This is a genomic window from Anaerovibrio sp. RM50 (assembly GCF_000622005.1).
In the GTDB taxonomy this organism is placed as follows: domain Bacteria; phylum Bacillota; class Negativicutes; order Selenomonadales; family Selenomonadaceae; genus Anaerovibrio.
Genome location: NZ_JHWV01000001.1, coordinates 185,384 through 212,126 on the forward strand (window position 1 = coordinate 185,384; position 26,743 = coordinate 212,126).

Here is a 26,743-nt window from a genome sequence, read left to right on the forward strand (position 1 = left end):
GCCATAGTGATAACATCACCGTAACAACAGTCTCATCGTTCTTATCTATGATGTCTCATGTTCTGAACCGGGATATTGGCTACCAGTGCTACAGAATCATCAACATTTTCCAGAGAAATCTCCATATCCGTCTTATCAATTATCATGTATTTGGATAATACCTGAATGATGTCATCGCGAATCATGCCCATCACCTCTGGTGAAACGCTGGCCCTGTCCTGAATGAGCACCATCTGAAGGCGTCTTTTGGCCACCTTGCCGGATTTCTCACCCGAAAACATGCGCTTTATTGAATCAAGCATCTATACGTCCCCCTCAAATCTCAATCTTTGGAAAGCTTGAAGGCCTTCATCAGCTTTTTGAAGAAGCCTTCTTTTTCAAATTCCATGAACGGGATATCTTCACCCAGGAGACGTCCCACAATATTTTCATAAGCCTTGCCGGCCTGGGAATCACCATCACCAACCACTGGCTCACCGCGGTTGGCAGAGGTAACTACTTTTATATCATCGGGCACCTGGCCAATGCACTTGATGGCCAGAATATCGTTGATATCATCCATATCCATCATCTCACCGCTGTCAACCATGGCAGGTCTGATTCTATTAATGATGAGCTTGATGTTGTCCTTTTCGGAGCGGCCCAGTTCACCAATAATCTTATCAGCATCACGAACAGCAGATACCTCCGGCATGGTAACAACAATAGCAGTATCCGCACCAGCAATTGCAGTCTGGAAACCCTGTTCAATACCTGCCGGGCAATCAATAATTACAAAGTCATATTCCTTGCGAAGCTCATCGCAAAGAGCCATAAGATCAGCAGGATTTACTGCAGATTTGTCCTTCACCTGGGAAGTAGGCAAAAGCTGGAGATTTTCATATTTCTTGTGGCGCACCAGAGCCTTCTTAATCTCCACACGGCCATCCACAACATCAATGAGATCGTACATAATACGATTCTCCAGACCAAGAAGCAAATCAAGATTGCGAAGGCCGGTATCAGTATCAATCAGAACTACCTTTTTGCCACGCATGGCCAGCCCCACACCAAGGTTTGCAGTTGTGGTAGACTTACCTACACCACCCTTACCAGAAGTAACAACAATAACTTCACTCATTCTCACAAATCCTACCTTTCTATCGGTTCAATAATTATTTGTCCATCTTTAATAGATGCCCGCTCAGCAAAATCACTTTTCTCCATTATGTCAGGAGAACGGGCAATCATGTTGGCTATGCGAATCTGAGTTGGCATAAGCCTGTCAGCAATAACCACTGCACTTGTATCTCCCCAGGCCCCGGCGTGAACCATGCCCCTACATGTTCCCCGCACATCTATACTGCCACCGGCAATAATCTGAGCACCCGGATTTATATTACCCATAATCAATACTGAGCCCTGGCTGGTGATTTCCTCACCGCCGCGTACAGTATGCTCCACCACAGTCATTTCCTGAGCTTCTACATTGCCGCCATGCTGAATAACATATTGAGGCGGCATCTGTGATTTTTCGGCTGGTGCTGGTGGTGGTTCTTTCTTGGCAGACATCTCCACCCCCAAGCCATGTTGGCTCAATATCTGACCTATTCCCTTCTTCACAGAACGGTCCAAGTCAGCTACCTCCAGCTCAAACTTAGTTCCCTCAGGGAAAAAGCCTGGATTCTCATTGAGCTTCTTTTTAATTTCGGCCTCGATTTCTTCCATGCTGGCTGAACTGTCCACCAATAAACGGAAGCCATCCTTGCCTCCCTTTATTGTTACCAAATCCCTGCTCATATTCTCCCCACCTATCTTAAATTAAGATAAATTAATTTTTTTTGCCATTAGCAGCACCGTACTCCCTGCCTGCCACTGGGGCATTATTGACAACTGCCGGCTGCTCCTGAGTCTTGTTATTAGAATTTGAATTGTTCTGTTTATTTTTCTGGGCTTGCTCAGCTTGCTTTCTCTGACGTTCCAATTCTGCCTGCTTGGCAGGATCCGGAATATTAAAGGCGGCCTCCAGAATTTTCCGCCCAATAGGTACAGCCGAAGCTGCACCATAACCGCCCTGTTCCACAATAACTGCAACAACCACATTTGGATTATCAAATGGCCCATAAGCCACAAACCAGCCGTGGTCACGTCCATGGGGATTCTCAGCAGTTCCAGTTTTTCCGGCGATTTCTATAGGAAAGCCTCTAAAAACTGAAGCAGCAGTACCATATTTGGCAACGCCCTTTAGCCCCTGCTGAACCAGCCTTATATGCTGAGGCTCAACCTCCAGCTGGCCCACTAATTCCGGTTTAAACTTTTTAACTGTTTTACCATCCGGATCCACAATTCTATCCACCAGATATGGCTTATAACGCTTGCCATCAGCGGCAATTTCCCCCATTACCATAGCAGCCTGAATAGGGGTAACATTGTTGAAGCCCTGCCCAATGGCAGCATCGAAGGTCTCCGCCAGATACCAGTCATCTTCAAATACTTTACGCTTGTATTCCCGGGAAGCCACCAGCCCCTCTGCCTCAAAGAGGAGATTTACGCCAGTGGGCTGGCCAAGTCCAAACATGCGGGCATATTTTTCCAAACGGTCAATACCGAGACGATTACCCATCTCATAGAAGTATACATTATCGGAATGGGCCATGGCCTCTTCAAAATTGATATAACCAAGGGCCTCTCCATCTGCATTTCCCTTGTCTACAATCCAATGTTTACCCGAGTCAAAGATTTTCTCCTCAGGACTGACCACGTGCTCCGCCAGAGCCGCTGTACCAGTGACAATCTTAAAGGTGGAACCTGGCGGATACTCACCTGTTATAGCCTTGTTGTCCATTGGATGGTTGGGGTTATTATTAATGGCATTCCAATTTTTGGAGGAAATGCCACCTACAAACAAATTAGGATCAAAGGATGGGCGGCTGACCATGGCCAGCACCTCACCGGTCTGTGGGTTCATAACAACCACTGCGGCCGCCTTGGCTCCTACAGCCACCAGCTGTTCATCAACAGCCTTTTCCGCTGCGGCCTGAATATCCTTGTCAATGGTCAGATACAGATCTGAGCCGGGAACAGGATTTTTCTTTCCAAGTATTTCCACAGGCTTGCCAGTAACATCTACCTCCACCTGCTCACCGCCGTCCTCGCCACGCAGTTCCAAATCATATACGCGTTCTAAGCCGGCCTTGCCAACAATATCACCCATCTTATATTTGTGAGGTGAATCCTTCTTGGCCTCCAGCTCCGCATCATTGATTTCACTAACGTAACCAAAAACGTGTACAGCCTGTTCCTTGTATATATATTCCCGGATTGGCAGAACCTCCACCACTACGCCGGGATAAAGATCCTTCTGCTCAGCAATAATACTGAGGATTTCAGGACCCACATCTGTTTTTATGCGAATTGGATCAAAGCCTATATGTGCCTCAATCTTTTCATCAATGTCCCCCTTGGGAACCTTTAAAAGAGCCGACAGGCGATTTATAACCTCATCGGAAATGGGTTCAGTCAACGGCAAAAGTGACACTGCAAAGCCTGGTCTGTTGGTAACCATCGTATTGCCATTTCTGTCATAAAAGGTGCCACGGGGAGCTACTGCAGGAACTATACGAATACGGTTTCCATCTGCAAGGTTTGCATAATAGTCCCCATCATATAGCTGCAAATAACCAATGCGGCCGATAAGCACTGCAATAACCAGCACAATAATATAGCTGATTACCCGCAGGCGACCGCCAAACTCTATATTATTTGTGTTTGTGTCCACTCAAAAAACTCCCACACTCGTCATTTCTTTTCTGATGTCTTATTATGCATCCATCTTACGGCACAATGCATTGGCCAGGCAAACACTAAATTATAACAAACAAGAGGCCCCAGCCTGGTATAAAGATGAGTGAATATATTAAACCGATAACCCAAAAGCAGCATTATAGCCTCAGTAATGAGGAAAACAGCTGCAGTATTCAGAATGGATGCCGTTACTGGCAGGCCGAAGCTGTCCTTAAGCACCCTGGTGGAAAAAATGCCGCACACATAACCCACAAGAAGTTTAGTGAAAGCATTTAAGCCAAAAAAAGTTCCTGTTGCCAGATCTTCAAAAAGACCCAATATAAAACCAGCAAAGCTTCCCACCTTTTTGCCATTGAGAAGGCCTATGGAGCTGGTCATTAACAATATTAAGTCCGGCCCCATGCCATAAAAATACACCAATGGCATGAAGGCGGACTGAAATGCATAAACTACTAAAACAAATAATAGCCAGGCCAGAAAATTCTTCATCTTTTTCCATCCCCACCTATTGGATTGCCGTCCTTGTCAGTCTCCGTTCCCGGGGTCTGCTTTGGAGCAGTCAAAGGTTCCGGTGGTGCTTCACGGGAAGCTGTAATAATCAGTACATCCTCCAGCTTTTGGAAATCTACAGCAGTGTAAAGATAGGCAATCTCCAAAAGTCCACCATCATCGTTCTGAATATCAGCCACAGAACCAATAAGCAGTCCCTTTGGATAAACGCCGCCAAAGCCTGAGGTTACAATAACATCCCCCTCAATAACGTCTGAATTGCGGGGAATATTAATCATCTGAGGCAGCATGGGATCACTTGGATTGCCCTGAACAATACCGGCAACTCTGGATTCCGGACGCTGCACCAGCGTACCTACAGATGATCGTGGATCCAGTATCAGCTGAACCTTTGAGGCATTTGGTGACACTTCTGTAACTACGCCAACCAAACCCTTTTCTGTCACCACTGCCATATTCTTGGCTATACCATCAGAAGACCCGCGATTAACCACAATCATACTGGTCCAGGTTGAAGACTCCCTGCCAATTACCTTGGCGGGCATCAAATCAAACTGGACTGCGGATGTCTTATAATTAAGCATTTCCCTAAAACGCATATTCTCGGCTGCAAATTCAGCAGCCTGAAGGTTTTGCTGGCGAAGGGCAATAACCTCTTCCCTCAGCTCCTTGTTCTGATAGTATACAGTTGCCACTTCCCATACAGTTGTAGCCGCACCATTGACCTGGGCACCAGCCCAGGAAATGGCACGCTGAAATGGGGCCAGGGCCGATATAACGGCTGGACTTGTCAACACAGGTGCCATGCGGCCACGGGCAGCGAAAAAAATAATCACAAAGATACTGACTGCTACCACCACGAGCATCCAGGTAGTCTTATGTGTATTATTATCCCGTCTAATCCTGCTCATTTTATCTCAACTTCTTTGTAGTCATTACAACACGCTTCAGGAGCTCAATATTCTCCAAAGAACGGCCTGTTCCCTCGCCAACACAGGAGAGAGCGTCCTCGGATACCAATACCGGCATGCCGGTCTCATTGCTGAGAAGCTTGTCCAGATTGGTAAGCAGAGCACCGCCGCCAGTCATCATAATACCGTGATCCATTACATCAGCTGCCAGCTCCGGCGGAGTCTTCTCCAAGGTGCTCTTTACAGCGTCAATAATCTTAAATACCGGCTCACTGAGAGCATCACGAATCTCGCTTGCCCTTATGGTAAGGTTCTTAGGAAGACCGCTTACCAGATCACGGCCACGGATATCCATGGTCTTATCAGCATTAGGATTTACAATGGCAGAACCGATTGTAATCTTTATTTCTTCAGCGGTACGTTCACCAATCATAAGGTTATATACGCGCTTGATGTACTGGATAATGGCAGAATCCATCTCATCACCGCCAATGCGGATAGAGCAGCTGGTAACAATACCACCAAGGGAAATAACTGCAATCTCTGTGGTACCACCGCCAATATCAACCACCATGGAACCAGTGGCCTCCTCCACAGGAAGTCCCGCACCGATGGCAGCAGCCATAGGCTCCTCGATGAGGTATGCTTCACGGGCCCCAGCCTGCTGGGCGGCATCGATAACAGCACGCTTCTCAACCTCGGTAACACCAGAAGGAACGCCCACAACAACGCGAGGGCGAACAAAGGACTTGGTATTCATAGCCTTGCGGATAAAATACTTCAGCATGGCCTGAGTAACATCAAAATCTGCAATAACGCCGTCCTTCATTGGACGAATGGCGATAATGCTGCCCGGAGTACGGCCCAGCATGCGTTTTGCGTCATCACCAACTGCCAGTACCTCGCCACTATCGCTCTTTATAGCAACAACAGATGGCTCACGAAGAACAATTCCCTTGCCCTTAACATGCACCAAAGTGTTTGCAGTACCTAAGTCAATACCCATATCATGGGATAAACCACCAAATAAACTCCACATAAATAAATAACTCCCTTCAATATAGCTCGGCTAAATGCCTACATATTGTCTGCAAATTTTTGACCCATAAATATTGAGCCACATGTCATTGTATCATACCTTCCTCTTTTAGGGAAATATATTTATTATCTCCAAGGACAATATGATCTAAAACTGGTATATCCATTAGCTTTCCCGCCTCCATAAGCTGTCTGGTAATGTTCAGATCCTCCCGGCTGGGAGATGGGTCTCCGCTGGGGTGGTTATGAACAAGTATCATGGCAGCCGCTGAATTTTGGACAGCAGCCTTAAACACCTCCCGTGGATGAACCACCGAAGCTGTCAAACTTCCAATAGATATAATAGGCATGGACAAAATATGATGTTTGATATTCAACAGTATGATTGCAAAATGCTCCCGCTGCTCAAAGCGCAGCCTTGGCATTGCGTAATCCGCCGCATCAGCGGGACAACGTACAACAGGCTTTTGGGCCGAATCATTCATATTCAGCCTTTTACCCAGCTCCACCGCCGCAGCCAATAATGTGGCCTTGGCTGAGCCAATACCCTTGTACCCCATCAGCTCCTCTACAGACATTGTAGCCAGAGCCAATACCCCGCTCTCACGATGCTGGCTCAAAATTTCCTGAGCCAGCTGCATTGCCGACTTTTCCTTGGATCCACTTCTTAGCAAAATTGCCAGAAGCTCAGCGTTGCTGAGAATTCCCGGGCCATAGGCCATAAGCCTCTCCCGTGGACGGTCATCAACTGGAAGATCCTTCACCATTGTCATATAAATCAATCCCCGCTTTCCGGGCAAGACCATCAAGACAATGGAGCGGCAAACCTACGACATTGGAGTAAGAACCTCTGATTCCGTCTACAAACACAGCCGCCCTGCCTTGAATGGCATAGGCCCCGGCTTTATCAGCCGGCTCTCCCGTGGCTATGTAAGCATCAATCTGATCTGCGGATAAAGAAGAAAACATAACCTCTGTCGTTTCCCATGCCTGCCAGAATTTTCCCTTCCAAGCAAGAACTATACCAGTGATTACCTGGTGAGTCCTACCCGAAAAAGCATTTAGCATTTCTCTGGCATGCTCCTTATCCCGAGGCTTACCATATATATGTCCATCAAGGCTCACAACCGTATCGGAGCCCAGCACCGGATACTCCGGATGCTCGGCTGCCACAGCTGCCGCCTTTAAATGCGCGTTTTGTACCACCAGCTGGTGAGGTTCCAGACTGGTATCTGTAATCTCATCGGCGTTGCTTGTTATAACCTCAAACTTGCAGCCGATTTGCTCCAATAGCTCCCGCCTGCGGGGAGATGCTGACGCCAAAATTATCATCACACACCCCTTAATAACGGCGGAACAAAATAATAGCAATTACCATACCCAATATACTCATGAGATTAGGTGTAAAAGATAATCCGGCAGTTAACTGGATTACATACAAATTCAATGTAGCCGGAGTCATCTCCAATACCGGATAGGTATGCACAAGATAAGGCATAACCCCGGATACTGCATCAACGCCGGATAATAAATCTCCAATAATGCCGCCAAGAACAGCACCAATTATTACAAACACGATTAACGTGCCATAACTTCTTTTCATTATGACAATAAACCTCCATTACATAATTCTCCGTTTATAACGCCATTGTTCAAATTTTTTTCAAAAAAAAAATCTTCCGATCAGCGTTTCAACGAGGTGTGGGTAATCCACACCTCGTTATAATTATACAGATTTCTTAAAGACAAAATCAAGATTTTTCAAAGGGCTCTTTCCCCTATTTTCTGGGAGCAAAAAAAGGCAAAAACATCAGTATCCTGCCCACAACATAGGTAAATATCAGCCCCAATGCACAAGCTAAAATGTATTTTACATAAACCGGGAGACTCATCCCCATAAGAGCCCATACCACCAGCATTACCAGTCCCATATGAGCATAGTACATAGCGTAAGAATTATCACTGATGGCCTTCATAAATCCATTGGTATAGTCCAGCTTTGCCTGAAACAGGGCCAGCAGGCCAAAAACCGAGGACATGGCAAAAAGGCTGTGAAGAGCGGATTTTACCACCATAAAGGTTACAGGGGTTGCTGTAGCCTGTCCGAAGAAGGTATAGCCAGTATAAAATACGCCTGTGAAAATAAAGGCCGGAATCCAAAGAGTAGGATCCAGCTTAAATCCCTTTTCCGTGAACCACTGCTTTCTCCAGGCATAAACTCCCGCAAAGAAATAAATTATATAGAGGGAAATTCTTGTGGGCTGATAAAGGAAAATTGGCCAAACCTTTGACCAGTTATCATTGTTCCCCCCCACCAAATAATAGGCTCCCACCGTAAGGGCGTAAGACAATACAGCAACTATCAGAAAGAATGGCTTGCCGGGCTCTGCGGGGTTGAGCCTTTCCTTTATGGCAGGCTTTATTTTCACCACCAAAAACAGCAAAATATACAGATAAAACAGGGTTCCCAGGAACCAGTACTGGGTATGGGAAAACAGGGGCCCAAAGAAAAATACCTTATTCAAAAACTCCATAAAAGGCAATGGCACATGGCGGGTGGCAAAAATGAGGTATGTAACTGCAGGCGACAATATAAGTACACCCAATACCCATGGAATAAAAATCCGAATAAGCTTTGAGATCCAGAATTTTTTTGCTGTCTGTCTTGACATGGACATAATACCAAAATATCCGGAAACAAAAAACATAACGGGCATAATAAAAATATCTGCCCAAACCACAAACATTGTAAAGGACAGCTGGGGATCAGACTTGTCCACCGCATACCACCATTCCGGGGCATACTGCATATAGCTCATGGCTATATGAAACACTATCATCAGACAAATAATGAACGCCTTTAAATTATCGAGAAAGAAAAATCTTTTTGAACCTGCCGTAATTGTGGAAACCTCTGACATAATACCAAACCTCGCTAAAATTAATCCTCAATACCCTGTTGCTTCTTTTTCCGCTTTTCATAAATTAAAAAGGAGCCTACCACTACTATTGCCAGCACAATATTAAATACCAGGCGGTATGGATTTTCACTGGCAGTTACTGCATCATGTCCAATCATTGCTTCAATGGCAGTAGAAGGCAGCTTGCCAATAAGAGCTGCCAGCGTATAATCCTTTAATGTCATTTTGCTGAGAGCCCCCACCGCATTAAGCAGTCCTGAGGGAAGATATGGTACCAGACGGGCAATAAGCATAATCTTAAAGCCCTCCTTGCCGCTCATATCATCAATTTTCTTCAAATAGGAGTTCTTGGCAATGACTTCCTCCGCCGCATCCCTAAATAAAAATCTCAGCAACAGAAAGCTGATTACCACACCTACTGTTTCTGCCAGCCAGGCCAGGATAATTCCCGGCACAATACCAAAAATCAGAGCATTAGCCGAAGAAAATATAATGGCAGGCGGAAATCCAATGGCATTAACGCACAGCACCAAAAGGAAGCTGAACAGCATAGCCCAGGGGCCAAAGGAATTTATATATTCTGCCACCTGATTCATGTCGCCGCTGAGGCAAACAGCCCAAAGCTCATTGAAAAAGGCCGGGTTTATCAGATATATTATCAAAAACAGGGCAAGCATTATCAAAACTGCACCTATCTTAATGGTGGCTACAGAGCGTTTCTTTTGCATAAGATGCCTCCTACAATATTCAATACGTGTAATTATAACGCAATTGCTCATATTTTTCCATTGAAAGGAAAAATCTTCCAACTTTTGCCTTTATTACCCTGAAAAGGATAAAAATATTGACGAAAATCAGGTCTGGTAGTAATATTTTAATGATCTTAAAGTATATTAAGTATATACAGCAAGGCTCAAAATAAGCTGAAAAGTTGGTGAGGAAAAAATGGATACAGATTATCCTAGTCCGGAACCCCCGGGTGAATTGACAAAAAACACAGAGACCGTATTCCTTTTTTCCTTTGCCTTATTTAATAATTTAAGGTAATTGTATTTTTAAGGTCTTATGGTCTCTTTCAAAGTGAAAGGAGTACCATAATGCTCAAAATTTACAAATCTCACGAGAATGGTCCTCTCTACGAGTTAAGTCTGAAAACTCTGGAAAACGGAGCCTGGATTAACATTGTTGACCCTACACCATACGAGCTTAAGGTGGTGGGCAACCTTACCGAGGTTGAGCCCGACTTCCTGCGTTCAGCTCTTGATGATGAAGAACGCTCCCATATTGATATTGAGGACGACAGTGTCATGATTTTGACCAATGTACCTGTTATCAGGGAAGAAGGCGGCTATGATACCTTGCCATTGGCTATTATTGTCACTGAAGATTATATTATCACTGTATGCTTGGAAGAAACGCCAGTTCTATCTTATTTCAACGAAAAGAATGCCCGCTTCTTCCGAACCTTCAAGAAGACCAGATTTCTGTTCCAGATTCTTTATCGATCTGCCACCTTCTATCTGAGCTATCTGCGTCAGATCAGCAAGCAATCAGATGAAATAGAACGTAATCTGCGTCACTCCATGAGAAATCAAGAAATCTTAAAGCTTTTGGAGTTACAAAAATCCCTGACATTCTTTAACGCCTCCCTCCGTTCCAATGGTGCAGTGCTGGACAAGCTTATGCGCCTAAGAACCAACTCCACCATGCAGCCTATGCTGAAATATTACGAGGAAGACGAAGATCTGCTGGAGGATGTTATTATTGAGAATAAGCAGGCCAAGGAAATGGTTGAGATGTACAGCAAGATTCTTGCACGGCTTGCAGATACCTTCTCCTCCATCATTTCCAACAATCTTAACCAGGTCATGAAATTCCTGGCGGCTGTCACCATTCTGTTGGCAATTCCGACAGTTATCTCCAGTTTCTTTGGCATGAACGTTCCGGTGCCAATGTCAGAAAGCACCTGGGCCTTCAGCTATATCTTTGGCATCGCAGGCGTACTGGTGGTTGTCTGCGGCTATCTGCTGTGGAAACGGGATATGTTCTAAATAAGGAGTTTCACCATGGCAACAATGACTGAATCACAACTTAGGTCTGGCGTAATTTTCGGGGACAATGAAACGGGAGAATTTGTTTACATGCCTGCCAGCGAGCTTGGCGTTGAACATCCCATGTGCGTATATGAATACGATACTGCCAGAGACGATATTAATCTGGATGATGCCATCAGAACCATCCGCTTGAGAAGTCTACGCCCCGCCAGCCATCCAAGACTTGGAAAGAACTCATGCTAAGCGAGGGGGATCATATATGATTGCTGTTCCATCATCAGATTTTCTGAAGGAATTTACCATCTATGCCGATAAGGCCACAGATGAAAAGGAAACTATTTTCGTACAGCGGGCCAATGACAAAAATCTGGTGGTTATGTCAATGGACGCCTACAACGAAATACAGAAAAAATTATATGATAATAAAAAATAGACTGCCAAAGCAGTCTATTTTTATTTAAACTATGTTTCACCCTTGTCAATCAAGCAGTGATTTGAGAATGCCGAAGAGCCGCTCCACATCAATCGGCTTGGCAAGATGCTCATTCATTCCACAGGCAAAAGCCGCCTGACGATCCTCAAAGAAGGCATCTGCTGTCATGGCAATAATCGGCACATCCTTCTTGCCTTCCTCCTCAAGGGAGCGAATTTGGCGGGTGGCCTCATAACCATCCATAACAGGCATCTTTATATCCATAATGATTACATCATAATGCTTTGGTGGGTGATTAGTAACCTTGGTTACTGCCACTTCTCCATTTTCAGCCAAATCCACAAAGAACCCGGCCTCCTCAAGAATGGTAATGGCAATTTCCTGATTCATCTTGTTGTCCTCTGCCAACAAAATACGTCTGCCCATAAATTCTTCCTGGGCAATGGAGTGTTCCTCAGTATCCGTATCACGGATATTCATGGCACTCTTTATGGTCTTCTTAACATCTGACAGGAACAGCGGCTTCTCAATAAATGCAGAAACACCAGAACTGTAGGCCGCCTCCTCAACACCGGAATTCATGCCATCGGTTATGAGGAACATCGGCATATCGCTGCCCACCAGCTGACGAAGCTGCTTAACTACGTCGAGCCCGCCAACCTTTTCATCTATACGCCAGCTGACGAAGTAGGCATTATATTCCTCGCTCTTGTCCCTTGCCTGCTCTGCAAGCTGAAGAGCCTTATCCGCAGACATGGTATACTCAACCTGGGACCCCAGCTTTTCCAAAATCCCCATGAGACTGTTGCATGTATCATCAGAATCGACAACAATAAGAGCCTTCTTACCCACAATCACCGGAAGCTGTTCCACATCACCATCTACATATACGTCACTTTGCAGCTTCATATCCAGATGCAGCAACACCTGGGTACCTTCACCCTGGGTACTGTTAATTACAATATCACCGCCCATAAGGTCAATGATATTTTTTGTAATGGCCATACCCAGGCCAGTGCCCTGAACCAGATTGCCGGAGGAATTGTTTTCACGTTCAAACGGTTCAAAGATATGCTCCACAAACTCAGGGCTCATGCCAATTCCGTTATCCACAATCTCGAAATCAACGGCCACATGCCCCGCCTTGTTGGAAGGAACCTCACTGATGGTAACGGTAACTTTGCCACCCGGATTTGTATATTTCACAGCATTGCTTATGAGGTTCAATAGAACCTGATTAAAACGGAGACGGTCGCAGAAAATACATTCATGAACCACTCCAGCTGTTTCCATCAGGAAATTAATCTCCTTGGCTGTTGCCTGCCCCTGAATGATGTTCTTTATATCATTCATCATATCACCCAGAGACTGAGGCAGTTCTTCCAAATGAACACGGCCATCCTCGATGCGGGTAATATCCAGTACATCATTAAATATACTAAGAAGGTGCTTACTGGAAGCAGTAATCTTGTCCAGATAAGCCTGAACCCTCTCAAACTCCTGAAGGTGGCTTCCCGCCAAAGTAGCAAAACCAATAATCGCATTCATAGGGGTACGAATATCATGGGACATATCAGACAGGAACTGCTGCTTTGCTTTGTTGGCATTCTCAGTCTGAAGCAAAGCTTCCTCCAAATGGGCATCCTGAATCTGAAGGGCAAAAATCTTACCTACCTTGAAGAGAGATTTCTTCTCCACATCAGTCCAGCTACGATTTTCAGTATGGAAGTCCATAACGCCCACAAGGCCCCATACTTCATCCCTAACCACAACAGCAAAATACAGAATAGGATTGGCAAAATTATCCCCCAGGAAAGTCAGAGGTTCACTACCTACACAGTTTTCGTCCAGAACCTGGGCAAGCTTTTTGGCTTCCTGGCTTTCAACAGCAAACTCTGCACCACTGAGCTTATCGTCACCGCCCTCAAAGCTTACCTCTGAAACATAAAATCTGTCGCCAGAGAAATTTCTGGTCAACACAAAAGCAAGACCACAGTCCATACTCTCCCTGAGATCTTTCAACAGCTCCCTGTTGTGTGACTCGGCATTGTCCTTTCCTTCGGTATATCGCCACAAATATTCTTTTATGCGTGTATCAAGAGCTGATACCTTTTCCTCAACTCCCATAAGGCACGTGCCTCCCCTAAAACTAATGCTAAATTTAACATAGTTATACTCTTATACTATATTTTCCTAAAATTTCGCTCTGTAGTCAAGAAAAAATAACTGAAAAAATACCACTGGCACAAGGCACAAATCAAAGGCAAAAAAAGGCCTCTGCCTAATTATAACGCCATTGTTCAAATTTTTCTTCTTTAGAAGAAAAATCTTCCAATTAGCGTTTCAACGAGCTGGGAGATATGCTCGCCAGCTGTTGTAGTTTATTTTCCCCCACCTAAAGAGGTGGGGGACATCTTAAAGCTCGTTATAAAATATCATCAAGTGTGAGGCGCTTCATTTTATCCCGTGGAATGGCAATACGTTTTGGCATGGTACGACTCATAACATATTCATTTTCCCCAATAGTTATAATAACCCCGGGACTTTTTTCCAGAACCTTGTCGATTTTGGCAAAAATTTTCAAAATCTCATCCTTGCAGCCATAGACACGGTTAATCATGTAGATAGTCTCAGGCTTCTGGGCATAATATATATGTCCCTTTTCATCTTCAAGAAGTATCAGCAGCCGGCGCAAAAAGCTTTTTGGCACTGCATTGCCTATGGAACGGACATCGTAGTTATCGCGAACAGCATCAGAAATACTGGCAAAAGGAAGCAGCTCCTTCTCGTGCTGAACCTCCTGTAAATAAGTATACATACAATCACTCTCTTTCATTTTCACAATAACAACAGATACGGCATGCAAAAGTTATATAATCAAAATACAATCATCAAATTAAAAGTTTTACAAAAGTTTGCATATTTTTTTAAGTAGTATACTATGAATTACCTATAAACGTATAGAGGAATTTTAATATTTTTTCGTGGGACTTTTTACTTATTTATATCATTCTTATGTATTTCATGCTATAATATTGGAGAATTGTTTTTTTCAGGAGTAATTGTATGTCTTTTTATTCAACAGTTGTACTTATCACTATTGTTCTCAGTGTAATAATGATAGTACACATCAATAATTCAAATATAGTTACAGAAAATGCAAGAAAAGGCTTTTGTATTGGTTTTACCGTCATTGTATTCGTTTCATTTTTGGAATGGCTTACATATTTTGCAAATGGCAACCCTTTGTTCCCGAGATGGCTGCACGCCATATTCAGCAGTATTGAATTCAGCCTGGCCCCCACCCTGGTTGTATTGTGGATATATGCCATAGGAAACATAAAACACAACCGTATTGTTATAATATTTTTGCTGGCTCATGCTCTCCTGGAATTTTCATCACTTTGGACCGGCTCCATATTCTACATTGATGAAGCAAATTATTGCTGCCGTGGCGACTATTATTTCATTTACGTTGCCTGCTACACTGCAGCCATTGCCGTCATGTTCTGGGAAGCGTATTTCTTTAGCCGAAAATATCAGAACAGGAATCTAAGTTCCCTGATAGCAGCCTTCAGCTCTCTATTTATCGGAATCGGGGCCAATATGATGAATGGCGAAGTAAGGACAGCCTGGTTATCCGTAGACGCCTGCTGCGTGCTGTTCTACATTTATTACATAGAATTGGTGGTTCAATGTGACGGCCTGACAAAGTTGTTAAACCGTCATTCCTATGAAAGTCATCTGGCCAGTCTAAAAGACCGTACAGCCATTATCATTTTCGACATAGACAAATTCAAAGATGTGAACGATACCTATGGCCATGCATATGGTGACAGTGTCCTGAAAAAAATTTCCAAGGCCATCCTGCGGTGCTACAATTCCAAGGGTCTTTGCTACCGTATAGGCGGTGATGAATTCTGCGTTATTCTCAACAAGAATTCCTTTCGCAGCGAATCAACAGTGGTTAAGCTAAACAAACGCTTCAACACTCTTATTGAAGACCTGCGCCGAAAGGAACCAGCCCTGCCAACAGTATCAGTTGGATATGAACTCTTTAACGGCGAAACGAAAATTGCAGATATTATTCACAATGCTGACACCATGATGTACACCAACAAAAACAGTAACCGATAATCAAATCAATATATTTTTACGTAAAAAAATGCGGCCTTAGGTCGCATTTTTTTATTAATCTAAAATGTAAATTTCAATGTCCTGTCTGCCAAAGGCTATTGCTTCTACATAAGTGTCAAAGCCGATATCAATAATATTGCCAACAATACTGCCACCGCAATCCTCAACTACAGCTTCACCATAGCCGGGAATATACACTCTGGTTCCCATAGGAATAACACTGAGATCTGCGGCAATAACGCCTTTTCTTACTGCAGTGCCCGAGGCAGTCACGCCACTGGTCTCCTCAGGGCTGTAGGCCGTTGCATGAACAAAAACAGCACGTCCCCCTTCAATGCCTTTTTCAATGTCATTTTCCTGAGCATAAGGATCCAGGCGTCTATATGTATGAGCACCACAAATGCCATCTACTTCCAAACCCTCAGATTTCTGAAATGCTTTAATAGCCTGGACCGTTTCTGGGCCACAGACACCGTCTTCCTCACCAGAGAAAAAACCTTTTTCCTTTAACAACGCCTGTACTGTTACCACATCTGCGCCAGTTGAACCTTCCTTGACCAAAACACCGGATGCCATAGCTGAAGCACAAAACATCATAACCATTGCACAAATCAAAGTGCAAAACATCAGCTTGCCAAATCTCAAAAAATCACCTCTCTTTTCGATTTCAACACAGGCTCATTTTATCATATTCTTTATAATTGCGTCAAATTTTCAGACAATTCAAGACCCATCTGAAAAATATGACCCCCACACCGAAGAAAGAGCTTCGTGGCATGGGGGTCATTATGGTGGTAAAGGATTATCAAATTATATTTTTCACATAAGCATCATAGAGGGACTTAAGCTCTTCAATGCGATCATACATCTCCACCTGGAGGCCGGAGGCCATCTCATAATCGCCCTCGTTAAGGGCATTAATCAGCAGAGTGAAGAGAGACTTCTCGTCAATGCTGTCCTTGGCAAGATAATAACGAAGCTCATTAATCTTGTTCCAATTGTATGCATCCTGATCAGTAACGTACTCGGACTTGATTTCCTTGGCAGCCCGGACAATGTCACGGTTCTCAGGAATGATACGGGCAATCAGCTCAGTCTTCCAGCGGGTAAGAGCCCCCTCCTTGAAGGCCTCAATAATAGGATCAGTGAAAGCACCGGCAGAAGTGATGGCATTACGCTTTTCAGGATACTTGTCAAGAGCGGAAAGATTATCCCAAACAGTTGCCGGTGGGGCACCAAAGAGACGATTGCGCTCATCTGCTGTATAGTCCTCAAACACATCTTCTTCGGAGCGATATGCCCTGTCCTTCTCCAGATAACCGGCATCATCTCCGGCCTCCTTGGACAACTCAGCCAAGAGCTCCTTGGTGGTCTTTGTAATAGCATAGCGCACACCATCAAGAACAGCAGAGTAGATTGCAGCCAATACCAGATAAGTATCAGTATATGGGTTGCAGGCACGAAGTTCAAAACGGGTAGCTGCCGGATTGGTAACATCACGAACCAGACCAGCCAGAATAGTACGATTACGGGAAGGAATGTCCGGAGTATGTCCCAGGGAAGTTACAATACAAACAGGTGCCTCAAATCCAGGCTTCAAGCGGTTCAAGGAATCATTGGTGGCAGAAACAAATGGATTAATAACCTCGTAGTTCTTCAAAAGACCCATAATGGCGCCATAACCAACAGCACTCATGAAATCAGCTTTCATTTCCTTTGGTGCAAAGAGGTTAACGAAGGAACCATCCTCCATAATAGCTGCCAAACCGATATGGGTGTGTTCACCATTACCAGCAACACCAATCATAGGCTTGGCCTTGAAGCTTACCTCCAGACCATTGAGGCGGAAGGTCTGCTTAATAATGGTGCGGGCCAAAAGCTCATTATCTGCTGCCTGGAGGGCATCATCGAAGCGCCAGTCAACCTCAATCTGCTCGCAAACGGAGGTCATATTGCCCCCCTTGTCCATCTGAGCCTTGATACCGCCAACTTCCTTGTGGCCCATCTCAACCTTCAGTCCGTAATCGTCAAGACGCTTTACAGTCTGCTCCAATGCAGTGCGGACGATACCGTGGGTTCTCTGCCAATACTGCTCCTGCATAACCTGGGAGGCAAACATTTCATCCACATGAACATGGGAAAGAGGTGTCTTTACCCAGAACTCCAGCTCAGTAGCGGAGGTAAAGCTGATGTCCTTGATTTTGCTGCAATCAATATGCTCCAGACCGGAAACCTTCGGATGGTTGTGGAAAATATCCAGTAGCTCCTTCTTAACAAAGGTAAGAGTGTCAGCCAATACGGAACGGGAATCTACACGTCTGCCCTCGTGAATGAGGAAAGCCGGAATACGGAGCGTACCTACCGGGAGGCCGGTCTTCTCATCATAGTTTTCAAAGTTGTAATCCACGAACCAATTTACACTAGAGTCAATCGGCATATCAACCTTGGCGTTGTTAAGGGTAGCAATACCGGAAAGAACTACTGATGAACCATCAGTCTGTACAGCACGGCCTGAATAAAAATCATCAATATCCTTAAGGAACACACGCATAGGAATCTTCTCATCAGTATCGTTGCCGGCCAGATCAATTCCCACCAGAGATACATACATGATTTCAGGATGAGCCTTAAGGGTCTCAATAATTTCCTCCTTCTTGGAGTTAGCTGGGATCACAAATAATAATTCTTCCATAACCTTTACCACCTTTTTTAAAAATATTATTTACAATAGCCTAAATACAAAAAGTAATCCGTAAACAAAAAAGCCACACAGACTACAACACAGTAGTCCATGTGGCATCATCGCCATTTATATGCAATTTGTTTACAAGACAGATATTAGCACAACTAAATCCCGTTTGCAAGGATTTTTTTATTTATTTGTTAAATCTTACATCCACATTGTTACCAAAGTGGATCCCGGCCTTTGCTTCCGCCGGAATGGCTATCTTCACTACTATTTTGCCCGCAGGATAAGGGCTGGTATAGCCTGCCTCACTGTTGGCACCGCTATTTTCCTGGCTATTATCTTCCTGCTCCGGAGGAATTACTTCCACCACAGTACCCTCATACTTAATTCTGTCAACAAAGAAGTATGCAAGCTGCCCCAGCAAGGCATAATCGCTTTCACTCTGGCTGAGATATGCCTCCACCCAAATATCATTATCATTGCCCACGTAGGCAACCACATCCCCGGCCTTTATTTCAGAGCCGTTTTCAATGCCGTTAAGATAAACCATCCCATCCACGGGAGCTGTAATTTCTGTGGCACTGCTGCTGGTTTTTGCCTGTTCCAGGGCCATACGGGCCTGGTTCACCTGAATTTCCGCCCGTCTGACAGCCTCTTCATTTGGCGGCTGATATGATGATTCATAAGTAACTGTGGCGGAGCCGCTCCCACGGGAAAGAGCCGCCTGATACTGGGCTGCGGCCTCATCACGCTGAATACCGCTGACAGCCCCCATTTCATAAAGCCTGTTCATCTGATCCAGCTTACTTTTGGCATTTTCAATTTCTGCCGAGGATGCACCGCCGCCTCCCGAATGAACAACAGGCCGCTGCACCATAACTCCCTGTTTTATCTGGGCCAAATTCTTCTCAGAAAGCTCCAGAGTCTGTTCCATCTGCCTTATCTGCTCCTCGGTAACAGTTACCTCGATTCGGGCTATAACATCACCGGCCTTAACCCTATCGCCGTCATGGACCATTACCTCAGTAACACTGCCCGGAGCTCCGGCCCTGGCTCCCACCATATTGCCGGCAATCTTTGCATCGTATATATCCAGATGCCCCCAGGAGTACATTATGTACCATACAAGGCTGGAGCACAGCAGAGTCAGGCCAATCACCCCTGCCAGGCCATATTTTATTATTAATTTTGCTTTATCAGTAACATCTATCTCTGCCAAAACAAACCTCCAAAACAAATGGGAATCTGCGACTATACACAGATTCCCAATATATGTACAAAACTAATATCAAAGACCTTCAAGCTCACTTCCTGTAAGCTGCATCGCCACTTCAGCCCAAGTATTGTTCAAGGCCTTATGGCTCATAACCGTCATCACATCCATGCCAGTTTCATGGGCCAAACGGCTTGCCTTCACTATATCCATAATTTTATACCGCTGCTCAATAAGGGCAGCAACTGAAGCCCTATCAATACCGTATCTCAGATTGATTCTATCTATAAGGGCATTTTGTCTGTACGCCCTTACCAAATCCTCGGAAATCCCCAAGGCTTCAGATACATCAGTCCATGTATTATCACAATTTTTCAGACCAGCAACGCTGTCAAAGGAACTGTCTGTCAGCTTGGCCATATAAGCAATGCGACAGGCATCCTCAAGGCATCCGTTCTCATTACAGTATTTAATAACAGCACCATAAGGCACGCCATAATTATTGGCTATGGTGGCAGCCAGCTCATTTCTGTCAGCCCAACGCCGTGGCACCTGATACTGTATCCTTTGCTGTGGCTTTTCTGCATCAATCTCCTGACCGCCCAGTGCAGCCTCGGCAGACTGGGAAAGGACCACACAAAATACCAAAGAACTTACGAGCAATAATCCAGATAAAAACTTAATACCATAATTGCGATTCAGCTTTACCATAGGAGTCACCCCTCTACGCCTTTCTTATGATTATACCACGTAAAACAGCGTTAGTCCTTAAATAATTATTAAAAGCTAAAAATTGGGTAAATCAGCTTACATCAAAGCAGGAGCCTCCAATAAATTCCCTGATGAGGGAATTGCACGGAATGTCCCGCTGATCATATATGGATTTAAAATTGCGGCAGAAGGCCAGCAGCTCCTGGGCCTTCTCATAGGACTTATCCTCCGGGGAAATCTCCGCCAGCATGTACATAACATGGTGTCTAAGAGCACCAAGTTCATAAATAAGGGCAGAATTAAACATAACATCCGCATCATCTTGATAAGGGAATATATACTTTTCCTCTCCGGCCCTTACCCCCGGCCACAGGGCAATAGTATTATCAGCCGTGCGGCCCCGGGTACGGAAATCACGGACTATACGACGCAAAAGGCGCACCCTTGATGTGGAAATCCTTGTATTTTCATCCATATTAAGCTGATTTAAGGCACTGACATATATTTTAAACTTGTGATCACGCGGAATAGCACTGGTAAGTTTCTCATTGAGACCATGAATCCCCTCTATGATAATAGGCTGATTCAAGGCTATCTGCCTTACATTGGAAGGATTCATTTCCCTTATTCCCTTTTTGAAGTTAAATGTTGGAATAACTACCTTTTCCCCCTCAAGCAGAGCGGAAAGCTGTTCATTAAAGAGCTTGGTATCCACTGCATCTATGGACTCAAAATCATAGGACCCGTCCGGAAGCTTTGGAGTGTCCTCCCTATTAACAAAATAATTGTCAATAGACAGGGAAACCGGCTCCAGCCCCATTACTCTCAACTGAACTCTTAATCTCTGGGCAAAAGAGGTTTTGCCAGAAGATGATGGTCCTGCTATAAGAATCAGGCGATTGTTGTTCAAATCTCCGGAAATACGGTCCGCAATATTGGCAATCTTCTTTTCATGCAGTGCCTCTGAAACCCGGATTAGGTCGCTGATACCACCATTATCAATTATATTATTCAAATCAGAAACGTAGGAGCAGTGCAAAATCTTTGCCCATTCCTTGGCTTCCTCCAATACTTCCTTAAACATAACCCCCACCGTCCTTTATATACAAGAAAAGTGACCGCTTGCGACAGTCACTTAATCTCTTTAGTTTTTGCCCTTCAATCAATTAAAAAATACTCATCAGCAGGCCATAGCAAAGAGCACCCATAGCTGCAGTACAAGGAATAGTAAGCACCCAGGCCATCACCATCTGCTGGGCCACACCCCAGCGCACAGCCTTAATGCGCTTGGCTGCCCCCACACCCATGATAGAACCTGATACAACGTGGGTGGTACTTACAGGCAAATGCAGCAGTGTTGCTGTAAATATAGTAATTGATGAATTCAAATCCGCTGCGAAACCGTTAATAGGCTCCAGCTTTATTATCTTGCCGCCTACAGTCTTTATGATGCTCCAGCCGCCTACAGATGTACCCACGGCCATGGCAGTAGCGCAAAGCACTTTTACAATAAGAGGAACCTCAAATTCCTGCAGGACACCGCCGGATACCAGGGCCAGGGTAATAATACCCATGGATTTCTGGGCATCATTGGAGCCATGTGAAAAGGCCATGGTGGCTGCCGTAACAATCTGCATTTTTTTAAAACGATGATTTACCTTGGAAGGGCTGGAATTCTGGAAGAATTGGAACATCAAATTCATAATGATGTAGCCTATAACCATACCCACCAAAGGTGATGTTACCAAGGCAATGACAATTTTTCCGATGCCATTAAAATTAAGTCCCGCCATCCCCATATCAGACATGAGAACGCCGCCAATGAGGCCACCTACCAATGCATGGGAAGAACTGCTTGGAAGACCAATTTTCCATGTCAGCAGATTCCAGATAATAGCGCCTGTCAAAGAGGCTATTATGATTGGCTGGTCAATATGCCCCACCACGATGTCTCCGCCTATGGTCTTGGCAACGCCGGTACTTACCATGGCACCGAAGAAATTAAGTACAGCCGCCATCATAATAGCTCGGCTTGGCGAAATTGCCCTGGTGGATACAGAAGTGGCAATAGCATTTGCAGTATCGTGGAAACCATTAATAAAATCAAATGCCAGAGCCAGTACTATTACAATAATAATAAAAGGATGTAAATCAAGCATACTTCATTACCACGCCTCTAAGCAAATCTGCCATTTTTTCGCAATGATCCAGGGTATCCTCCAAATCCTCCAGCAAATCCTTCCACTTGATAAGCTCAATAGGATCCTTCACCTGGGCAAAGAGATAGGCCAGCTCGCTTCTGAAAATGTGGTCCCCCTCACTTTCAAGCTTGCTGACTTCGCTGGTGAGATTGAGAAGCTCCTCCTGGTTTTTGCTGATTTCCGGCAACAACTCCAAAACCCTGATAATTTTTTTGGTGCACTCAATCAGGAGCTTGGTGAGTCTGATAGCTCCCTCACGGGCTTCACCTGTATGATAAATAACGATGCGCTGTAAAATGCCCTGCAGCAAATCTACGCCATCATCCAGCCCGTTGGCAATGGCATAAATATCCTCACGGTCTATCGGAGTAATAAAGGTCTGATTCAGCTTGTCAATTATCCGGTCATTGACTCTGTCAGCCTTATGCTCAATGTCATTAATCTCCTTAACCTTTATATCAGCTTTACGGTGATCCACCATTACCTCATCCATTAAAAGTGAGCCCTGATAGAAAAATTGCGCACTTTCCAGGAAAAGATCATAAAATTCTGAATCACCTTTTCTGTTAAAATTAAACATAGTAACCTCCCTTACCAAACCCATTCTACTATAACTATAACACATAACAGAGGCTTTTAACAATTAATTTTCCCAATAGTAAAGGAGGAGACATGGCACCATGTCTCCTCCTTGTTATTGGAATTTTTGGGCTTATTATTCTGTATTATCCCTCTACCGCTTTAAGTGCCTTAAGAACCTTGGCAGCCATACCATACATCTTTGCCTTAGGAATGGAGCATACTGCAATACGAACACCCTTCTTAAGTGGAACGGCGAAAATCAGATCCTCATGCATCTTTTCGCATACAGCGGCAGAATCCTTGGCTGGCACGGAAATGAAGAAACCAGCTTTGTACGGCAGTGCCTTAAGACCACATTCCTCAGCTTCCTTCATAAAGATGGCAGCCCTGTCGCGAATTACGCCATACAGCTCATCCCTCTCCTTTTCAAACTGGGCCAGCATAGCGCTGTCCTGCTGAATGGTGGTGAGTAGGGTCTGGGCACCACGGTTTATGTTGGACCAAGTGGCTCGGCCCGTAAACTTAGTAACGTTCTTAAATTCCTCAATAAGCTCAGCACTGGAAGAAAGACCAATCAAAGCTCCTGTACGCTGACCATACATGGTATAGCCCTTGGACATGGAGAAAGCAAACATTACGAAAATGTTTTCCGGAAGATTGCTGAACTGCTTCATGAAACGGCGGGTCTCATTCTTCTCACCGGCATAGTCAATATAAGCAATGTCAACCATAAGATTAACCTTCTTGCCCTTGGCGGCCCAAGCCTTGGACATATCAAGAACCTTGGTCCACTCATCATCAGTAAGGCTGTAGCCCGTTGGATTATGGGCAGGGGTGTTAATGATAATAAGCAGGGAATCCTGCTTGGCAAAAAGCTCCTCCACCTTTGCTTCCAACGCCTTGACATTGTAATTCATGTCATCATCAAAGAGCTGATAGGTGGCAAGACTGCGTCCGGCCTCCTGGCAAAGAGGATTGTAGGTTCCCCAGAACCAATCAGAGGTCAATACCTGGTCGCCAATCTCGGAATAGTTCTGAATTGCCATGTGCAGTGCTCCTGTTCCACCAGAAGTAGCGCACGCTGCAATATGACCTTCAGGCTTATTATCAGCAAATGTGAGGCCGATAACAGCATCCAAATATGCCGGAAGACCGGCAGGTGGAGCATAGGCAGCCACGTCAGAAATCTTCAGTCCTCTAAACGCCTTTTCCATAGTAGGAAGACAGGCCAGCTTGCCATCCTCACCTATAATAGAACCGACAGTGGCATTGGTAACCTTCTCAGCACCATGGACCTTAATCGCCTCGTTACAGGCACCACTTGCCCCAAAAATAACATCGACCAGCTTTTTACCAACCCGGTGTGAAGCAACCTGTGAACTCATACATTTTCAGCCTCCTTAAAATTAAAAATATTATTACTCTTTTAAATCATTATACCACTTTTACATAATTTTTCCTTTATTTTATTCAAAAAAGTATAGTTCAAATATTAAATATTTTTATATTAATTATATACTTTTCGGCATAGAAGTCTAAAAACAGGCAATAATATAGGAGGATTTCCCTATAGGGTCATCCTCCTCATTATTTATTCTATAGATTTTACTTTTCCGGGAAAAATTCCTTGTGAATTGCATTTGCTGCTTCACTGAGCTCAGAGCCCTTAATAAGGCAGCTAATGCTGATTTCAGAGGTACTGATGGCATCAATATTAACGTTTGCATCTGCCAAAGCACCAAACATTCTTGCAGCAATACCAGGATTGCCCAGCATACCGGCACCTACAATGGAAACCTTTGCCACATCCTCCTCAATAAGAACAGCTACTGCATGGAGCTTCTCTGCCACAACATCAACAGTCTTCTTGGTCTCAGGAAGATCGTCAAGGGTGGTGGTGAATACCATATCTGTTACATTCTTCTCGATATTTCTGATACTCTGAACAATCATATCTACGGCAATGTTCTTGTCAGCCAGGGCGGAGAAAATCTCCTTTGCAATGCCCGGATTGTTAGGAACGCCGAGAACTGCTATTTTTGCCACGTTTTTATCATGTGCTACTCCACGAATCACGAAATCCTTCTCTTCCATTGTATATGCCTCCCTAATCATTGTGCCTGGTGCGTTTGTAAAGGTTGAACGAACATGAATCGGAATATTAAAGTATTTGCCCATTTCCACGGAACGCGGCTGCATAACCCCGGCTCCCAAACGGGCCATTTCCAGCATTTCATCATAGGTTATTTCCTGCATTTTTCTGGCATCAGGGATAAGACGGGGATCTGCTGAATAAATACCGTCAACGTCAGTGTATATTTCGCAGGCATCTGCCTTCAAAGCACCGGCCAATGCCACAGCAGAGGTATCAGAACCGCCACGGCCCAGCGTAACAGGGTCACCGTGTTCATCAACTCCCTGGAAGCCGGCAACCACTACTATATTGCCCTTTTCCAGCTCCTTCTTTACTCTGGCTGGCTTAATATCCATAATCTTGCCCTTGGTATGAACGGCATTGGTCTTCATGCCCACCATCTGACCCGTAAGGGAAACTGCCTTCTGCCCAAGAGTGCGGAAAGCCATGGTCAGAAGGGCAATGGAAACCTGTTCTCCTGTGGTCATCAGCATATCCATCTCACGGGCATACTGATAAGGGTTAGGATTGATCTGCTTTGCCAGTTCTATCAGTTCATCTGTAGTATCACCCATGGCAGATACTACCATAACCACCTGATCCCCTGGCTGCTTTTCGGCAATAATTCTCTTGGCCACATTAAGGATTTTCTCAGTGGTTGCCACTGAGGAGCCGCCAAATTTCTTAACAATAAGAGCCATATTTACCTCCTATGATTCAAAACAAACGCCCGCGCGGAAACGATTCCATACTATGTAGACATTTGTTTGGCAAAATATCAATAATACACTCAAACAACAAGTATTATAATACATTTATATGTTCCAGTCTACAGAAAACAGTAATTTAAAGTGTATACTTTGTATTTTTTTACGTACAATCTACCATTCTATGTAAACTTACAATTTATTGCGGTATGTAAAGCTGTTTAAAACATGGGAGGTGCATATAGCTACAGCCAGTGCATCTGCCACGTCATCAGGCTTTGGGGGCTCGGGAAGGTTCAGAAGCTTGGTAACCATGTATATAACCTGCTCCTTGGTGGCCTTTCCATAGCCAGTTACAGATTGCTTTATCTGTAGTGGTGTGCGCTCCACCAGTTCAAGGCCATTTTTGGCTGCTGCCAGCAGCACAACTCCCCTGGCCTGCCCTACAGGAATAGCAGTGGTTACATTGCGATTGAAAAACAGCTGCTCAACCCCCATAACATCCGGCTTATATTTTTTTATCAGCATATCCAGCTCATCATATATCTTCACCAGCCTGTCCTCCGGTCTGGCCTTGGAGCTGGTGGTGATGGCACCATATTCATGGGCTATAAGCCGGCTGCCATTTGATTCCACAAAGCCGTAGCCACAAATTGCCGTTCCCGGGTCAATCCCCAATGCAAGCATCGTTCTCTCTCCTCAACTTAATAACTTCCATA

28 protein-coding genes are annotated in these 26,743 nt (G+C 44.7%); 4 read left to right on the plus strand and 24 right to left on the minus strand.

Annotated features, from left to right (window positions below; genetic code table 11):
- Nucleotides 1–41 precede the first annotated feature (41 nt).
- From minE to T525_RS0101030, 12 genes are all read right to left on the minus strand, one after another.
- Nucleotides 42–302 carry a cell division topological specificity factor MinE gene (minE, locus tag T525_RS0100975; protein ID WP_027405628.1) on the minus strand — a complete coding sequence of 87 codons (261 nt, stop codon included), beginning with the start codon at nt 300–302 and terminating at the stop codon, nt 42–44.
- Nucleotides 303–322: 20 nt separating this feature from the next.
- A complete protein-coding gene (minD, locus tag T525_RS0100980) occupies nt 323–1,120 on the minus strand; it encodes a septum site-determining protein MinD (protein WP_027405629.1) in 798 nt (265 codons plus the stop codon).
- Between the two features lie 11 nt (nt 1,121–1,131).
- Entirely contained in the window at nt 1,132–1,779 is a 648-nt protein-coding gene (gene minC, locus T525_RS0100985; RefSeq protein ID WP_027405630.1) for a septum site-determining protein MinC, read from the minus strand.
- Between the two features lie 31 nt (nt 1,780–1,810).
- Nucleotides 1,811–3,757, minus strand: coding sequence for a penicillin-binding protein 2 (gene mrdA / locus T525_RS13820; RefSeq protein ID WP_232219169.1), 1,947 nt, complete (start codon nt 3,755–3,757; stop codon nt 1,811–1,813).
- A 20-nt stretch (nt 3,758–3,777) separates the two neighbouring features.
- A complete protein-coding gene (mreD, locus tag T525_RS0100995; RefSeq protein ID WP_027405631.1) occupies nt 3,778–4,272 on the minus strand; it encodes a rod shape-determining protein MreD in 495 nt (164 codons plus the stop codon).
- Nucleotides 4,269–5,204, minus strand: coding sequence for a rod shape-determining protein MreC (gene mreC, locus T525_RS13825; RefSeq protein WP_051533319.1), 936 nt, complete (start codon nt 5,202–5,204; stop codon nt 4,269–4,271). The genes mreD and mreC overlap by 4 nt, the downstream gene beginning before the upstream one ends.
- A gap of 1 nt (nt 5,205) precedes the next feature.
- Nucleotides 5,206–6,243 (minus strand): rod shape-determining protein, encoded by a 1,038-nt coding sequence (locus T525_RS0101005; RefSeq protein ID WP_027405632.1) that lies wholly within the window; start codon nt 6,241–6,243, stop codon nt 5,206–5,208.
- 85 nt (nt 6,244–6,328) lie between these two features.
- Nucleotides 6,329–7,015: a DNA repair protein RadC gene (radC, locus tag T525_RS0101010; protein WP_027405633.1), complete on the minus strand. Its 687-nt coding sequence runs from the start codon at nt 7,013–7,015 to the stop codon at nt 6,329–6,331.
- Complete coding sequence (locus tag T525_RS0101015) at nt 6,987–7,574, minus strand: nucleoside triphosphate pyrophosphatase (protein WP_027405634.1); 588 nt, start codon at nt 7,572–7,574, stop codon at nt 6,987–6,989. Before T525_RS0101015 ends, radC begins: the two co-directional genes overlap by 29 nt.
- 10 nt (nt 7,575–7,584) lie before the next feature.
- The gene (locus tag T525_RS0101020) at nt 7,585–7,845 is read right to left on the minus strand and encodes a DUF4321 domain-containing protein (RefSeq protein ID WP_027405635.1); all 261 of its coding nucleotides are present in this window, start codon (nt 7,843–7,845) and stop codon (nt 7,585–7,587) included.
- Between the two features lie 175 nt (nt 7,846–8,020).
- On the minus strand, nt 8,021–9,163 hold the full coding sequence (locus T525_RS0101025) for an acyltransferase family protein (RefSeq protein ID WP_027405636.1): 1,143 nt from the start codon (nt 9,161–9,163) through the stop codon (nt 8,021–8,023).
- 20 nt (nt 9,164–9,183) lie between these two features.
- A complete protein-coding gene (locus T525_RS0101030; protein WP_027405637.1) occupies nt 9,184–9,891 on the minus strand; it encodes a TVP38/TMEM64 family protein in 708 nt (235 codons plus the stop codon).
- 369 nt (nt 9,892–10,260) lie between these two features.
- Between T525_RS0101030 and T525_RS0101035 the strand changes: the two genes are divergently transcribed.
- Genes T525_RS0101035 through T525_RS0101045 form a run of 3 tightly spaced genes read left to right on the plus strand, consistent with a single transcriptional unit; the run spans nt 10,261 to nt 11,650 of the window.
- Complete coding sequence (locus tag T525_RS0101035; RefSeq protein WP_027405638.1) at nt 10,261–11,214, plus strand: magnesium transporter CorA family protein; 954 nt, start codon at nt 10,261–10,263, stop codon at nt 11,212–11,214.
- Between the two features lie 15 nt (nt 11,215–11,229).
- The gene (locus tag T525_RS0101040) at nt 11,230–11,460 is read left to right on the plus strand and encodes a hypothetical protein (RefSeq protein ID WP_027405639.1); all 231 of its coding nucleotides are present in this window, start codon (nt 11,230–11,232) and stop codon (nt 11,458–11,460) included.
- Nucleotides 11,461–11,476: 16 nt separating this feature from the next.
- Nucleotides 11,477–11,650, plus strand: a complete 174-nt coding sequence (locus T525_RS0101045; RefSeq protein ID WP_027405640.1) for a prevent-host-death family protein — start codon at nt 11,477–11,479, stop codon at nt 11,648–11,650.
- Nucleotides 11,651–11,695: 45 nt separating this feature from the next.
- Here T525_RS0101045 and T525_RS13830 read toward each other — a convergent pair whose 3' ends face one another.
- Nucleotides 11,696–13,777: a response regulator gene (locus T525_RS13830; RefSeq protein WP_051533320.1), complete on the minus strand. Its 2,082-nt coding sequence runs from the start codon at nt 13,775–13,777 to the stop codon at nt 11,696–11,698.
- A gap of 298 nt (nt 13,778–14,075) precedes the next feature.
- On the minus strand, nt 14,076–14,468 hold the full coding sequence (locus T525_RS0101055) for a hypothetical protein (protein ID WP_027405641.1): 393 nt from the start codon (nt 14,466–14,468) through the stop codon (nt 14,076–14,078).
- Nucleotides 14,469–14,716: 248 nt separating this feature from the next.
- Here T525_RS0101055 and T525_RS0101060 point away from each other — a divergent pair, with 248 nt between their 5' ends.
- Nucleotides 14,717–15,787, plus strand: a complete 1,071-nt coding sequence (locus T525_RS0101060; protein ID WP_027405642.1) for a GGDEF domain-containing protein — start codon at nt 14,717–14,719, stop codon at nt 15,785–15,787.
- Nucleotides 15,788–15,841: 54 nt separating this feature from the next.
- Here T525_RS0101060 and T525_RS0101065 read toward each other — a convergent pair whose 3' ends face one another.
- The 10 genes from T525_RS0101065 to ruvC all read right to left on the minus strand — a co-directional run bounded on the left by T525_RS0101065 (nt 15,842) and on the right by ruvC (nt 26,711).
- Nucleotides 15,842–16,432, minus strand: a complete 591-nt coding sequence (locus T525_RS0101065; RefSeq protein WP_232219170.1) for a peptidoglycan-binding protein — start codon at nt 16,430–16,432, stop codon at nt 15,842–15,844.
- A gap of 160 nt (nt 16,433–16,592) precedes the next feature.
- Entirely contained in the window at nt 16,593–18,479 is a 1,887-nt protein-coding gene (locus T525_RS0101070) for a glutamine synthetase (RefSeq protein ID WP_027405644.1), read from the minus strand.
- Nucleotides 18,480–18,663: 184 nt separating this feature from the next.
- Nucleotides 18,664–19,695, minus strand: a complete 1,032-nt coding sequence (locus T525_RS0101075) for an HlyD family secretion protein (protein ID WP_027405645.1) — start codon at nt 19,693–19,695, stop codon at nt 18,664–18,666.
- 69 nt (nt 19,696–19,764) lie between these two features.
- Complete coding sequence (locus tag T525_RS0101080; RefSeq protein ID WP_027405646.1) at nt 19,765–20,400, minus strand: hypothetical protein; 636 nt, start codon at nt 20,398–20,400, stop codon at nt 19,765–19,767.
- A gap of 91 nt (nt 20,401–20,491) precedes the next feature.
- Nucleotides 20,492–21,484, minus strand: coding sequence for a uridine kinase (locus T525_RS13835; RefSeq protein WP_051533321.1), 993 nt, complete (start codon nt 21,482–21,484; stop codon nt 20,492–20,494).
- Nucleotides 21,485–21,566: 82 nt separating this feature from the next.
- Nucleotides 21,567–22,559, minus strand: a complete 993-nt coding sequence (locus tag T525_RS0101090) for an inorganic phosphate transporter (protein WP_027405647.1) — start codon at nt 22,557–22,559, stop codon at nt 21,567–21,569.
- A complete protein-coding gene (locus T525_RS0101095) occupies nt 22,552–23,181 on the minus strand; it encodes a DUF47 domain-containing protein (protein ID WP_027405648.1) in 630 nt (209 codons plus the stop codon). The genes T525_RS0101090 and T525_RS0101095 overlap by 8 nt, the downstream gene beginning before the upstream one ends.
- Before the next feature lie 145 nt (nt 23,182–23,326).
- Nucleotides 23,327–24,568, minus strand: coding sequence for a pyridoxal phosphate-dependent aminotransferase (locus T525_RS0101100; RefSeq protein ID WP_027405649.1), 1,242 nt, complete (start codon nt 24,566–24,568; stop codon nt 23,327–23,329).
- 220 nt (nt 24,569–24,788) lie between these two features.
- Entirely contained in the window at nt 24,789–26,018 is a 1,230-nt protein-coding gene (locus T525_RS0101105; RefSeq protein ID WP_027405650.1) for an aspartate kinase, read from the minus strand.
- Nucleotides 26,019–26,216: 198 nt separating this feature from the next.
- Nucleotides 26,217–26,711: a crossover junction endodeoxyribonuclease RuvC gene (gene ruvC, locus T525_RS0101110; RefSeq protein WP_027405651.1), complete on the minus strand. Its 495-nt coding sequence runs from the start codon at nt 26,709–26,711 to the stop codon at nt 26,217–26,219.
- Nucleotides 26,712–26,743 lie beyond the last annotated feature (32 nt).